At 61.4% G+C, this 13,919-nt stretch carries 10 protein-coding genes; 3 read left to right on the top strand and 7 right to left on the bottom strand.

Annotated elements, in window-relative coordinates; genetic code table 11:
• The first annotated feature begins 7 nt into the window (after positions 1 to 7).
• The 3 genes from JQ863_RS17145 to JQ863_RS17135 all read left to right on the top strand — a co-directional run bounded on the left by JQ863_RS17145 (position 8) and on the right by JQ863_RS17135 (position 5,056).
• Positions 8 to 1,072, top strand: a complete 1,065-nt coding sequence (locus JQ863_RS17145; RefSeq protein ID WP_204115569.1) for a DUF1513 domain-containing protein — start codon at positions 8 to 10, stop codon at positions 1,070 to 1,072.
• Between the two features lie 108 nt (positions 1,073 to 1,180).
• Complete coding sequence (locus JQ863_RS17140) at positions 1,181 to 4,558, top strand: NHL repeat-containing protein (RefSeq protein ID WP_239113558.1); 3,378 nt, start codon at positions 1,181 to 1,183, stop codon at positions 4,556 to 4,558.
• Between the two features lie 24 nt (positions 4,559 to 4,582).
• Positions 4,583 to 5,056 (top strand): plastocyanin/azurin family copper-binding protein, encoded by a 474-nt coding sequence (locus JQ863_RS17135; RefSeq protein ID WP_204115568.1) that lies wholly within the window; start codon positions 4,583 to 4,585, stop codon positions 5,054 to 5,056.
• Positions 5,057 to 5,069: 13 nt separating this feature from the next.
• Here the strand turns inward: JQ863_RS17135 and JQ863_RS17130 are convergent, their stop codons facing one another.
• Genes JQ863_RS17130 through JQ863_RS17100 form a run of 7 tightly spaced genes read right to left on the bottom strand, consistent with a single transcriptional unit; the run spans position 5,070 to position 13,919 of the window.
• Complete coding sequence (locus JQ863_RS17130) at positions 5,070 to 7,007, bottom strand: beta-galactosidase (RefSeq protein ID WP_204115567.1); 1,938 nt, start codon at positions 7,005 to 7,007, stop codon at positions 5,070 to 5,072.
• Entirely contained in the window at positions 7,004 to 7,612 is a 609-nt protein-coding gene (locus JQ863_RS17125) for a 2-dehydro-3-deoxy-6-phosphogalactonate aldolase (protein ID WP_204115566.1), read from the bottom strand. Before JQ863_RS17125 ends, JQ863_RS17130 begins: the two co-directional genes overlap by 4 nt.
• A complete protein-coding gene (locus JQ863_RS17120; protein ID WP_204115565.1) occupies positions 7,609 to 8,517 on the bottom strand; it encodes a 2-dehydro-3-deoxygalactonokinase in 909 nt (302 codons plus the stop codon). The genes JQ863_RS17125 and JQ863_RS17120 overlap by 4 nt, the downstream gene beginning before the upstream one ends.
• Positions 8,514 to 9,284 (bottom strand): SDR family NAD(P)-dependent oxidoreductase, encoded by a 771-nt coding sequence (locus tag JQ863_RS17115; protein WP_204115564.1) that lies wholly within the window; start codon positions 9,282 to 9,284, stop codon positions 8,514 to 8,516. The genes JQ863_RS17120 and JQ863_RS17115 overlap by 4 nt, the downstream gene beginning before the upstream one ends.
• On the bottom strand, positions 9,284 to 10,993 hold the full coding sequence (locus JQ863_RS17110; RefSeq protein ID WP_204115563.1) for a dihydroxy-acid dehydratase: 1,710 nt from the start codon (positions 10,991 to 10,993) through the stop codon (positions 9,284 to 9,286). The genes JQ863_RS17115 and JQ863_RS17110 overlap by 1 nt, the downstream gene beginning before the upstream one ends.
• The gene (locus JQ863_RS17105; RefSeq protein WP_204115562.1) at positions 10,990 to 13,074 is read right to left on the bottom strand and encodes an alpha-galactosidase; all 2,085 of its coding nucleotides are present in this window, start codon (positions 13,072 to 13,074) and stop codon (positions 10,990 to 10,992) included. Before JQ863_RS17105 ends, JQ863_RS17110 begins: the two co-directional genes overlap by 4 nt.
• A complete protein-coding gene (locus tag JQ863_RS17100; RefSeq protein ID WP_204115561.1) occupies positions 13,071 to 13,919 on the bottom strand; it encodes a carbohydrate ABC transporter permease in 849 nt (282 codons plus the stop codon). The genes JQ863_RS17105 and JQ863_RS17100 overlap by 4 nt, the downstream gene beginning before the upstream one ends.

Genomic DNA, 13,919 nt, shown 5'->3' with positions numbered 1-13,919 from the left:
AAGGGCCATGACGACACGCCGCCAATTCATCGCCGGAATGCTGGCCGCCGGCCTTGGCCCGGTACCGACATGGGCCGACGCGGGCAGCCCTGCGTTTCTGAGCGCCGCAAAAACCGCATCGGGGGATCACGTGCTGGTAGGGTTGCGCCCTGATCTGAGCGAAGCCTTCCGCATCCCCCTGCCGACGCGAGGCCACGCGGCGGCGGCCCATCCCAATCGCCCGGAAGCTGTGGGCTTTGCCCGCCGCCCCGGTACCTTTGCCCTTGTCATCGACTGCCGCTCGGGTCAGGTCGCGGCGCGGATGGACGCGCCCACGGGTCGCCATTTCTATGGCCACGGCACGTTTTCGCGCGATGGTGATCTGTTGTTCACCACTGAGAACGACTATGAGGCCGCGCGCGGCGTGATCGGCGTCTGGGATGTGACACGGGGTTACCAGCGGATCGCAGAGTTCTCATCCGGCGGTGTTGGACCGCATGAAATGGTGTTGATGCCGGATGGAGAAACGTTGGTCATTGCCAATGGCGGCATCGAAACCCACCCCGACAGCGGCCGAGCCAAGCTGAACATCCCGATGATGCGACCCAACCTGAGCTATTGCCGGCTTGAAGGAACGGTTCTGGACAGGGTCGAACCCGACTCCACCATGCGCCGCAACTCAATCCGCCACCTTGCCGTCAGGCCGGACGGCACCGTGATTTTCGGGATGCAATGGCAAGGTGAGGCCGAGCAGATTGTTCCGCTGGCCGGTACGCATCGGTTGCAAGAGCCGTTGAGACTGTTGGAAGCCCCCGATCAGGTCTGGCGCGACTTGTCCGGCTATGTCGGCAGCGTCGCCGCATCGCAATCAGGCGATCGGGTTGCGGTGACCTCTCCACGCGGCAACCGGGTGGTCGAGTTTGATGCTGACGGAACATTCACGACCGTTTCGGTTCACCAGGACGTATGCGGCCTTGCCGGGACAGACGAAGGCTTTGTCGCCACGACCGGCAATGGGTTGATTACATCTCTGACAGGTCAGACCATGCAGCAATCCGAGCTGGCGTTTGACAATCACCTTCTGCGGCTATGAGGCCCCAGCCGCCAACTATTTCCGACAAAAACAATCAAATTTGTTTAAAATCAAGTTCATGCATGGCGCAAGGCGATACCCCTTGCCGGGAACTTTGCCCAACACCCAATGAATGCACGGCCCGCGATGCACACCGACGCCACCAACAGCACAACATTCCAACGGAAACTGGCAACGGCGTCCTTCTGGAAACGTCAGGGATACCGATCCAAATCGGCCGAGCTGGTGCTTTACGGGCTGGCGATCAGCGGGATCATGTTGTGGGACGGGTTTGCTTTGCCTTGGCAGCTGCAGCGCAGCACGTTGGCGCTGCACATTCTGGCGTCGCTCTTGTTCTTTCCCGGCGTCGTGGTGCTGTTCTGGATGGCGCATCGGGATTTGCTCGCCAGCTCGACCAAACCCCGCTTGCGGCGCACCGGACAGATTATCGAAATCGGGCTGATCCTGCTGACGGTCAGCGGACTGTTCCTGGCGTTTTTCGGCAACCGTGGCGACTTTGCTGGCGCTCTGGCGTATTGGATGCACCTTCTGCCAGCCGTGCCACTGACGGCGCTGGTGATCTGGCACGCCTGGCGCTGGTCGATGTTGCGTTACGCCACATGGCTGATCGCGCTGATGCTGACCTTGCTGGCGCTCGCCGGGGCCGCCCTTGCCGGCGAAGAAAGTGGCTCATTGGTTCTGAGCGACGACGGCTCTACCCTGTTCAGCGCCAATTTCGAGACCGGTTCGGTCAGCTGGGTTGACCGTGAAACCGGCGCACGAATGGGCGAGATCCAGATCGGCGGCGACATCCGCCGGGTTGCCCTTGGCCGTGACGGAGAACTGGCGGTCACCGACATGACCGGCGGGCGTGTGGTCTTTGCCAATTGGAAAACGGGCAAAGTGACGGGCGAGATCGAGGTTGGCAACCGACCATTCGGTATCGTCTATGACGCCGCCCGTGACCGGTTCTGGGTCGCGCTATTCGAGGACCACCAGCTTGTCGCCGTCCACCCGAAAAAGGGGCTGATCTATCGCGTCGGAACCGAGGACACCCCGCGGGGTCTGGCGCTGTTGTCCGACCGGCGTCTTGTCGTAACTCATGCCATGGTGGGCAAGGTCTCGGTCCATGACGCCACCACGCTGCCGCTGCGCCACCTTGCCACGATCGACCTTGCGGTGACACAGGACAGGAACGAGTTTGTGTCGCAGGGTCATCCCCGCCTGCTGGACGACATCGCCGTCAGCCCTGACGAGACCGAGGCATGGTTGCCGCATGTGCTGTGGAATTTCGACCACCTGTTTCAATTCCAGTCGACCATCTTCCCGTTGCTGTCGGTTCTGGACCTGACAGCCGGAGCCGAGCGCGAAGTGACCGGCAGGCGCAAGCACCTGTTCCGCCAGATCGACCTGAAGGACCCGGTATTGACGCGGTTCGACGGGTCGCCGAAACCAATCATCGTCTCAAACCCGCATGATGCCGCGTTCTCGGAAGATGGATCGAAGGTCTTTGTCACCCTGGCGGGCAGTGAGGACCTGCTGGTTTTTGACCTGTCGGCCCGCGACGCGATCACCAACAGCGCCAATGCCAGCCAGATCCTGCGCCACCTGCCCGGCGCCAACCCGCGCGGGCTGGTGGTTTCAGGCGCAGAACTGTTTGTTCAAAACGCGATGAGCCTTGATGTGACCCGGCTTGGCGACGCGACAGGTGGGGTCGCGGTTTTGGACGACCGCTTTGCGTCACTGGTCGGCGCGGACCCGTTATCGCCAGAACTGCGCAACGGGCTGACCCTGTTTCACACCGGGAATACCGACCGCCACCCTGACACCCCGATGACCGGGGATTTCTGGATGAGCTGCCAGTCCTGCCACGTCGACGGGTTCAACTTCACCAACGGTTATCTCTTCGAGTCCACCGAGATTGACAAATACCGCTATGCCAGGGTCGGCCACGGCAACCTGTCGTCCATGATCGCAGGCGATTTTGTCGGTGACTATATCCGCATCATACAGGGAACGCAGGGAGGTATGGGGCATGACGGCGAGGGGATGGCCGAATTCCTCGATCCCGACGATCCGCCCGCGCCGGTCATCGACATGATGCTGGACCTGCACGAGGTCGTGACCGCCAAAAGCAACCTGCCTCTGGTTTCAAGCTGGCTGCGTTTGGATGACGAACGCGGCACGGTGCATGAAAGCGAATGGACCAATTCAGCCCAATGTGCGTCCTGCCATTCCGAAATGTTCGATCAATGGGCGGATTCTCTGCACCGTTTGATGGGGGATTCAAACCCCTATTACAAAGTCCTGGAAGACGTCGCCGCCGCGACCGAGGGCGAGGAGTTTCGCAAGTGGTGCATGGGCTGCCACCACCCGCAGGGGCTGTTGTCGGGGCTGACTGCGACATCGGATGCCGGGCACATGTTCGAAAAGGGCGGTGGGTCGCTGTTTGAGGCGCTGGATCGGGGCGAACCCGATCTGGACGAAGGCACGGGCTGTCTGTTCTGTCACCGCATCACCAAACTGGAAAGCGCGCAGGGGCGCACCGCCGGGGGCAATGCCAGTTTCACGGTGAATATCAAGGACCGCGCTACCTATGTTTTCGAGGACAGCCAGAACCCGGTCCTGGGTTGGCTTGGCAGGCACGGCATCAATGCCAAACCCGAAGCCCATGCCAAATCTTACAGCCAGGATTTCTACAGCGACTCGGCCCTGTGTAGTTCCTGCCACAATGAATTTGCGCCGGGTAGCGGAGCGGTGATCGTAGACACCTATGGCGAATGGGAAGCATCACCCTTCAACGCACCTGACAATCCCGAGCAGCATCGAAGTTGCATAGACTGCCACATGCATGGCGATATTGCCCGGATCGGAGAGGGCATTCCCGGTCGGTCCACCGACGGCGGGCGGATCAAGGACAATGTTGTGACCCACCAGTTCACCGGCGCCAATTACCATCTTGTCGGGCTGCGCAATGAAACGCTCAAACAGATGAGCATCGAATTGCTTCAAAGCGCGGCCCAGCTTTCCGCCAGCATGACCTCAGACGGCGACCTTGCGGTGCGCGTCTCAAATACCGGCGCGGGCCACGCGCTGCCCACGGGGGTTGCGGACTTCCGGCAGGTCTGGCTGGACGTGACCGTGCGCGACGTCACCGGCGCGAAGGTTCTGGAAAGCGGCAAAATTGATGCCGCCGGAACGGTCGACTCGCAGGCGCGGTTCTTCCGCAAAGTTTTTGGCGACAAGCGCGGCAACCCGGTCGGCTTTGCCTTCTGGCGGTATGAGAAAATGCTGGAGGACACAAAGATCCCCGCTGGCGGCTTCCGGGACGAGGTCTTTGCCCTGCCCCATGACACCGCCTTTCCGATTCAGGTTGACGTGAAATTGATGTTCCGCACCTATCCGCAAGCGGTGACCGATCTTGTCCGTCAGCAATACCCGGACCTTACCAATCCCCAAGCCGTGGTCATGACCACGCTGACCGCCCAATTGTCGCCGGACAGCTAAATGCCCCAATTGAGGACCAACACCATGAAACCTACCCTTCCCGGCCTTTTCCTCGGCGCGATCCTGTCGCTTGGGCTGTTGCCTGCGGCACAAGCCGAAGTCCACGACATCGACCAACTCATCGACCTGAACGCAATGACCCCGGAAGAAGTCTATCGTTTTGATCCAAGCTATCTCTGGATCGAAGAGGGCGACTCGGTCCGGTTCCTGAATTCAACCGGAAACCATACGGTCACCGCGCTTGAGGGAATGTGGCCCGAGGGGGCGGAACTGGTCAATATCGAGCATGCGCCGGAGGCGGTGATCTCGTTCGACCGACCCGGCATCTATGGCTTTCGCTGCAAGGTTCATGGCCGCCACGGGATGTATGCGCTGGTTGTCGTCGGCATGCCCGAGCCAAACATTGACCAAATCGACTTTTCCAAAGTCAGCACTCCGGGCCGCGCCCTGCTTGAGCAATTGCTTGCAGAAATGCAGCGCGACCGGGTCACTAGATAACCTTTGACGCCGGTCAAGTTTCGGGTTGCGGTGCCGGGCTTGCCACCCGCACCACGGACAACGGCGCGAGATCCATACCCTGTACCTGCGCGGCTTCGGTCGTGTGATTGAACCAGAAGCATTCATCCGCCGTCTTGCGGCGGCGCACACCCTCGGGCAGATCCACCGTATCAATCTGAACCAGGTCGGCCGCCCGTTGCAGCACCCGCCGCATGCCTACCGGGTCAAGCCAGCCGCACAGGTAGATGAGGTTGCCGTCCACAACGACGGCGGGTTGGTCGTCTTTGGTCCGCTCAAGAACGTCAAACGCGCCTTCCACGAACTCACGATACAGAATGACCGCACCGCCAGTTTCAAGTGGCAGCGGCATGTCGGGCCGAAGACTTTCGACACGACTGACCGTCAGGCCCTGCCCCGAAAGCGCGGGTGGCAGGGGGATCGGCGCGCGCATGGTTGCATCTCGCGCTCCGGTGCGCGGGCCCAGTACCCATAAGGCTTTGCTGTCTTTTTGCGCCTGTTTCAGAGCATCGGGCATGTGCATCAGCCCCGGTGCCAGGATCATGCGATAGCCGGTCAGCTCTCCGTCAGGACGCACGATGTCAATGGACAGCCCCAACTGGCGCAGAGCCCTGTAAGTGTCGAAGACCAGATCGAAATAGTCCATCCCGCGACCGTGCGGTTGGATCTGCCAGGCCCAGACAGCCTGGTAATCGAAGATCAGCGCCACATCCGCCAGACCAACCGTAACTTCGGGTGCATCGGCGATCTCTTGCGCCACTTGCCGGGCCTCGGCCAGTCCCTCAGCTTCGGCGCTGTCCGGGCGCAACAGACCTGCGTGCATTTGTTCCTGTGCCATGGGCGCCTGCCGCCAGCGGAAATAGCAGACGGCCTCGGCGCCGTGGGCAAAAGCCTCCCACGACCAGAGCCGCACCATCCCCGGCAACGGGGCCGGGTTAAAAGGCGCCCAGTTCACCGGGCCGGGCTGTTGTTCCATCACCCACCAACGCCCGCGGCCGACTGCGCGATACAGGTCGTGGTGAAACGCCTGAAAGTCCGGGTCACCCTGGCGGGCATAAGCGCGCTTATGGGCATCGTCAGCCTTGACCCGGTCTTCGAGAAACCCAAGCGGGTAGCTGTCCCAACTGGCGATATCGAGGTCATCGCCAACCTTGAAATGGTCGAAATCGGTGATCCGGCCCATGTAGTTATGTGCGATCGGTGCGTCGGAATGGGCACGGATGATGTCCACCTGCAGCCGGTTGAACACAACGACCTGATCCGAACTAAACCGCCGGAAATCCAGCACATGCGACGGGTTCGGCTCGGTCACGGTGAGGTTGGGCAGGTCGATCTGGTCAAAGCTGTCATATTCCATCGACCAGAACACATTACCCCAGGCTTTGTTCAGCGCGGCGATATCGCCGTCATTTCCATTCCCCGGATAGCGCGCCCTAAGCCATCGCTGAAAGGCGATGCGCGCCGCGGCGCTGTATGACACGGTCGTATCATGGCACCCGTATTCATTGTCCGTCTGCCAGGCGGCCACATTCGGGTTGTTGCCGTAGCGCTCGGCCAGAAGGGTGACGATCCTGGCACACTCGGCCTTGTAGCCTTCATGGCTGAAGCAATAGTGGCGGCGCGATCCAAATTTACGCGGTCGCCCCTCTGCATCCAGGGCCAGCATGTCGGGGTGGCGGTCCAGCATCCAGCGTGGCGGTGTGGCAGTCGGAGTTCCCAGAACGACTTTCAACCCGGCCGCGCCCAGAACCGAGATCGCCTGGTCCAGCCAGTCAAAATCATATTGCCCGGGTTGTGGTTCCAGCCGGGACCAGGAGAATTCGCCAATGCGAACCCAGGTCAACCCGGCCTCGGCCATGCGGCGGGCGTCTTCCTGCCAGATGTCGCGTGGCCAGTGTTCTGGATAATAGCAGGTGCCAATCGTTCGTTTCATGAGAGTTTCACCGCTTCGTAAGTGGTAACGATTTCCGCAGCACGCCGAGCCACATCATCCGGGGACATGCCGGGTTTGTACAGCGCCGATCCGATCCCGAAACCGGTCACGCCAGCTGCGAACCAGTCGGCAAAGTTTTCAGGACCGGCACCGCCGACAGCATAGGTCCGTGTGCCGGCGGGCAGTACTGCGCGAAGCGCCTTTAGCCCTTCTGGACCAAGCAGCGAACCGGGAAAGAACTTCAATCCGTCCGCGCCGTGGCGCAGCGCCAAGAAGCATTCGGACGGTGTCAGAACACCGGGATAGGAGGTCATGCCCAGCGCCTTCGTACGCGTGATGACGTCGGGGTTACAGTCCGGCGAAACGATCAGGGTTCCACCGACATCGTGGACCGGGGCCACGTCATCGGCGGTCAGCACGGTGCCGGCACCGATCTGCGCCCGTCCGCCCAGACCGTTTGCCAAAATGCCGACCGAGCGCAGCGGGTCAGGCGAATTCATCGGCACCTCGATCTGGTCAATCCCGGTCTCGACCAGCGCGCTGCCGATTTCGAGCACCTCGTCGGGGCGCACCCCGCGCAGGATTGCAATGATTTCACGGCTCATGTTGTGATCCCTTCTTGGGCGGCTTTCAGACCTGCCAGAACGATTTCAGCGCCATCGGCTTCGCGTACTTCGGCACCTTGCGCGGCAAGCGCATCATAATAGAGGGCGGTCAGCCGCGGCGCCCCGATCAGAACAACCTCGCGACCAAGCCAGTAGTCCCGCGCCCCGGCGATCTCCAAGCCCATGAGCCACCCGGAAAGACGGGCGCGGCCAGTTGCAACATCGGTTCCTTCAAGAAGAGACCCGGCCCGGATCGAGAACAGTCGCGCAGCTAATCGTTGTGGCGCGCTCATCGCGTCGCTGACCGCTTCGGCAAAGGCGGTGTTGTCCCAACCGTCCGCCGCCACCGAATGCCGAAGCACCGACTGTTTGGACAGGAGCGCGAACAGTTCGCCGGTCATGAAAGTGCGGAAACTGACCAGTTCCCGGGCGCTGATGTGAACCCATTTTGTGTGGGTTCCCGGCAGGCAGATCACACCGTCGAAAGATGGGTTTTCACGCAGGAACCCGGCGATCTGTGTCTCTTCGCCACGCATCACGTCGCACGGGTTGACCTGCTTGACACCGGGAAGAATACGAAGATCAAGGCGCGGGTCGGCAGCCGTCGGGTGTGACGCCTCGGACAGACCGGGCGGAGGGCACGGGACCGCTACATAGGGCGCCTCTGCCCACCCCTGTTTCGCGCCAACCATGCCGCAGGCGATGACCGGCACGCGGCCATCTTCCGACAGGTAGGCGCCGATGAGGTCCATGAGCGCGGGTTCGAACCCGTCCGGGTCCAACACCCCCATTCCCCGGTCAGAGCCCAGCGCGGCGATTACTGTGCCTTCCGGTCCCATCACCCATGCACGGAGGTTCGATGTTCCCCAGTCGACCGCAATCCAACTCGCCTTGCCGCCCGTCATCCCGTCCCCACAACACCGCCATCCACAACCATCGCCTGTCCGGTCATCATGCGGCTGGCATCCGACGCCAGAAACAGGGTTGCATCGACAACGTCCTGTGGCGCGAGGTGATCCTTGAGACACTGGCGTTCCAGATGGGCCGCCAGAGCCTCGGGCGAGGCCCACATGTCCATTTGCTTTTCGGTCAGCACCCATCCGGGCGCCAGCGCGTTGACGCGGATACGGTCTGGACCGAACTCGCGTGCGAGGCTGCGCGTCATGCCATTGATACCGGAGTTGGCGGTTGTATAGATGCTGTAGCCCGCATTCCCCATCATGTAGCTGATCGAAGAAAAGTTCACGATGGCCCCACCCCCGGCATTGCGCATCATCGGGATGACGGCCTGGCAGGCAAAGAAGTAGGCCTTGAGGTTAATCGCCTGCGACCAGTCCCAAAACTCTTCGTCAACTTCCAGCGCCGCGTGGCGCTTGTCGTTGGCGGCGTTATTTACAAGTACGGTGATCGGCCCGTGAGCATCGCTCGCCCTGGCGATGCAGTCGCGCAGCGTGGCGATGTCGGTTATGTCGCATGGCATATAGAGCGGCCTTTGTCCGTGCTTTTCCTGCATTTCATCGCAGAACTCCGAGGCATCCGACCGCTGGACAAAAGCCACCCGTGCGCCTTGCGCCAGGAATCCATCGGTCAGGGCCGCGCCGATCCCCGAGCCCCCGCCCGTAATGAAGACACTTTTTCCGTCAAGGTCGTGAAATGTGGCGGTTCGGCTCATCAATGGCTCTCTCTTGTTACGGGGCGGGTGTCCTTGCCGACGAGGAAATCCAGGTCGGCACCCTGGTCCGCCTGCAGGACGTGGTCGACATACATCTTGGCATATCCACGGGTGTAATGCGGGGCGGGAGGTGTCCACCCTGCACGGCGCATGGCCAGTTCTTCGTCAGAGATCAGAACATCCAACGCACCATCCCTTGCCGAGACCCGGATGCGGTCGCCGGTCCTGACAAGGGCCAGCGGTCCGCCGTCATTGGCCTCGGGCGAGACATGCAGGATCACCGTTCCAAAGGCCGTGCCCGACATGCGGGCATCGGAAATCCGAACCATGTCGCGGACGCCCTGTTTGACCAGTTTTGCAGGCAGTGGCATGTCGCCGACCTCGGGCATGCCGGGATATCCCTTGGGGCCACAACCTTTGAGCACGAGGATACTGTCAGCGGTGACCGGCAGGTCGTCGCGGTCGATGTTGGCTTTCAGGTCTTCGATGCTTTCGAAAACAAAGGCCTCGCCCTCGTGTTCCAGAAGCGCATCAGTGGCCGCCGACGGTTTGACGATGGCCCCGCGCGGGGCAAGGTTGCCGCGCAGCACCCGCAATCCAGCGGCAGGTTTCAACGGATCGTCGAAAGGCCGTATCACGTCGCGGTTATAGCATTCGGCACCGTCGTGATAGGCACCGATCATGCCGCCCAGAACGGTCTTGGCCGGGCGCAACAGATGCGCGATTTCCGACAGAACCGCCGGCATGCCACCGGCATAGCAGAAGTCCTCCATCAGGTACTTGCCCGACGGCATGCAGTTCACCAGAAGCGGGATATCGCTGCCGATCTCGAAATCCTTCAATTCAAGGTCGATGCCGACCCGCCCCGCCAGTGCCAGAAGGTGCACAACCGCGTTGGTCGATCCACCCACTGCGGCATTGGCAATGATCGCGTTCTCAAAGCTTTCGCGTGTCAGCACCTCGGACAGCTTCAAATCCTCTTCGACCATTTCGACGATACGCCGACCGGTCATATGCGCCAGCGCCATGCGGCGGGCATCCACTGCCGGAAGCGCGGCATTGGTCGGCAGCGCCATACCCAGCGCCTCGGTCAGAGACGCCATGGTTGATGCCGTGCCCATGGTCATGCAGACCCCTTTGGACCGGCTCATGCCGCTTTCGGTTGCCATGAAATCCGCAAGCGTCATTTCACCGGCCTTTACCGCGATCGCGAATTTGCGCACATCCGTGCCTGAGCCCAGATCGCGGCCCTTCCACTTGCCGTTCAACATCGGCCCCGATGACACAACGATGGTCGGCAGGTCGACCGATGCCGCGCCCATCAACTGCCCCGGCGTGGTCTTGTCACAACCGCCCAGTAAAACCACGCCGTCCATGCCATAGGCCCGGATCGACTCTTCGACATCCATTGCCAGCAGGTTGCGGAACAGCATCGCAGTGGGCTTCATCTGGGTTTCGCCAAGCGACATCACCGGGAATTCGACCGGGAATCCTCCGGCCTCCCACACCCCGCGTTTTACGCCTTCGGCGAGGTCTCGCAGGCCACTATTGCAAGGGGTCAGCTCGGACCAAGTGTTGCAGATGCCAATGATCGGCCGCCCGTCAAACGCGTGATCCGGGAAGCCCTGGTTCTTCATCCAGGAGCGGCGGACAAAGCCGTCCTTGTCGATCATGCCGTACCAGTTGCGGCTGCGGCGGCCCCTGGTCACAACAGCTCTCCCTTCACGACCCACATGGTTTCGGGGAAACTCCAAGGAAGTGTCAGGCCGTTGTTCATCAGGTACGCGCCGCTAAGCACCAGCGGGCCCGACTTTAGGGCCTGATCGCCACGCGACAGGCCGGGCGCATCGGCGCGGTTCACAAGCTCAACCCGATAGTTGCGATCCGCTGTCAGGCGGGTCAGGCGCAGCGGCCGTGGCGAGATCTGGGCCGAAGTCTGGGACTTGCCAGCGAAAACCACGAACTGACCACCGCCCTGCGCCAGATGCTGTTCGGCGATCACAGCAGGGTCCGCACTGTCCAGCCGAAGGATATCCGCCCCGGCCATCCAATCGCGATTGGCCTTCCACCAGGCGGTGACCTGACGCAGCACCTGGGCTTCGTCCGCGGTCAATTCGCGCGGGTCCATTTCGAACCCCATATGTCGCTGTGCAGCGACCCAGGCGCGGAATCGGATGTCGATGATCCGACCAGACGTGTGACAGGTACGCGGTCCGACGTGGCTTCCGGTCACCACCATCGGCAGGAACAGCGCGGCGTTGTGCTGCATCCTCAATCGCTCGACCGCATCGTTGCTGTCACTCAGCCAGACCCGGTGCGTACGCCCTAGAATTCCGAAGTCGATCCGCCCGCCACCCGACGCGCAGCTTTCGATTTCAACCGTCGGGAACGCGCTGCGCAGCCGGTCAATAAGGTCATACGATCCACGGGTCTGAGCCGCATCGGGCATGGGCAGCACCCGGTTATGGTCCCATTTCACATAGTCGATGTCGTTGTCTGCCAACACCTTGCCGACGCGTTCGAACAGGAAATTGCGCACCTCGGGCAGCGCCATGTTGAGCGCCATCTGCTGTCGCCCAAGGATCTGGTCTTCGCCCCCCAGCGCCCAGTCAGGATGCGCACGGAAAACGTTGGAATCCGCGTTGATCATCTCGGGCTCGAACCAGATGCCAAAGGTCATGCCCAGCCCATGCACGTGGTCAATCAGCGGCGTCAGGCCATCGGGGTACTTGCGCGGGTCGACCTCCCAGTCGGACAGCGCGCGTGTGTCGTCGTCGCGTTCACCGAACCAGCCATCGTCCAGCACGAACCGCTCGGCCCCCAGATCTGCGGCGCGGGCGGCGATCTCTTTCAGTTCTGGCAGGTTGTGATCGAAGTAAACCGCTTCCCAGCAATTGTAGTGAACCGGGCGCGGGCGGGCCGGGTCGGGGAATTGCACGATGCGGTCGCGCAGATGGCGCTGGAAGGCAACCGAACAACCGTTCAGCCCGTCATCCGAGAACATCGCAAAAAGCGTCGCCGTGGCAAAGCGCGTCGCCGGTTCGGTTTCGATCCGCGTGGCGTGACCGAACTGCACTTGCCGACGGCCGTCTGGCAATTCCTCTGCCACCATGCGGTGCCCGCCCGACCAACCGTAGTGGAAGCCATAGGCCTGGCCAGAGGCATTGGTCGCGCCACGGCAGGGAACGATCAGGCCCGGAAAATGTTCGTGACCTGTGCGGCCGGTTCGGTTCTCGCGATAGCGGATGCCGGCGGACCATGCGGTCCTGTTCATCTGGAACTCACCACACCACCGCCCCGCGAAATCGATCATTTCATCACTGAGCTGAGGCGCGGGAAAGACAGGCGCGGCAAGCCAGTGAAGATACATCGGCTGCGTGCTTTCAATCTCGGCCCGCGCTTCGATCACGTGTGTGTCCGGGTCGATTGAAAAATACGCACGGTAGGTCAGGACACCGCCCTGGTCGCGAAATGTCAGAATTAGCCGATCCTTTTCCGCCTGATCCTCGACAAAGCAGAACTTGGGCAGATAGGGCCGCCCTGCCCCGTCGCGGATCACCAATCCGGGCTGGCCCGGAAAGGTGCGGGTGGCCTCGGGACAGATCGACAGTTCCGGGTTTGTGTCCAGCATCCCGCCGGTTACGTCGATGGAATGGGCCCGGGTCAACGTTTCCAGCTGTTCGTCGTCAGGCAGGCGCGGTCCCCAATAGACCACCTCGGCGAGGTGGTCTTTCTGAGAAGCGAGGACCAAGCTTTGCCGGCTGTCATCCAGCCGCCAGCATCGGATCATTTCACGGCTCCAAGTGTCAGACCGGCGATAAAGTGCCGCTGCATCAGGAAAAACATCAGGACAGGCGGCAGGGCCGCGACGATCGAGCCGGCGGAAACAAGGTGCCAGGCGGCGACCCATTGGCCGTTCAGCGAATATAGACCCGCCGTGATCGGTTGGTTGTCCGCGCCCTGCGTCAGCACCGTAGCCCAGAAATAATCGTTCCAGATGAAGGTGAAGATCAGAACGCTGAGCGCCGCAATTGCCGGTTTCATCAGGGGCAGCACCACGTACCAGAAGATGCGAATTTCCGAAATACCCTCGACCCGGGCGGCCTCGATCAGTTCGAACGGCAGCGCCTTGATGAAGTTGCGCATGAACAGGGTGCAGAAGCCCGCCTGGAACGCAATGTGGAACAGCGCCAGCCCGTACCATGTGTTATACATGCCCAGATCAAGGGTCAGGTCGCGCACCGGCACCATCAGGATCTGAAACGGCACGAAGTTGCCCGCGATGAACATGAAGAAGATCAGCAGGTTGCCCTTGAACTTGTAGACAGCCAGCGCGAAGCCGGTCATGCAGCTGATGGCAACGGCACCGATCACCGTGGGAATGGTCACCTTGAACGAGTTGAGGATGTACTGACCAATTGGCGTCTGCTTGAAAATCGCAGTGTAGTTTTCGAGCAGATGGAACTCGGTGGGCCAGCCCCAGTAGTTACCGGCGGTTATGTCACCAGCGGACCGGACCGAAGTCAGAGCCACCGCAATCAGCGGCAACAGCCAGACAACCAGGGCAATCGGCAGAGCGACCTTGTAGACGGCTTGCACCGCAGCGGATTTCTTCTCGATCGGAGTGGGAAACAT

Source organism: Shimia biformata, from assembly GCF_016888515.1.
Classification (GTDB): domain Bacteria; phylum Pseudomonadota; class Alphaproteobacteria; order Rhodobacterales; family Rhodobacteraceae; genus Shimia_A; species Shimia_A biformata.
Note: the sequence above shows the minus strand (reverse complement) of the source record. Positions and strands in the feature narration are given on the sequence as shown.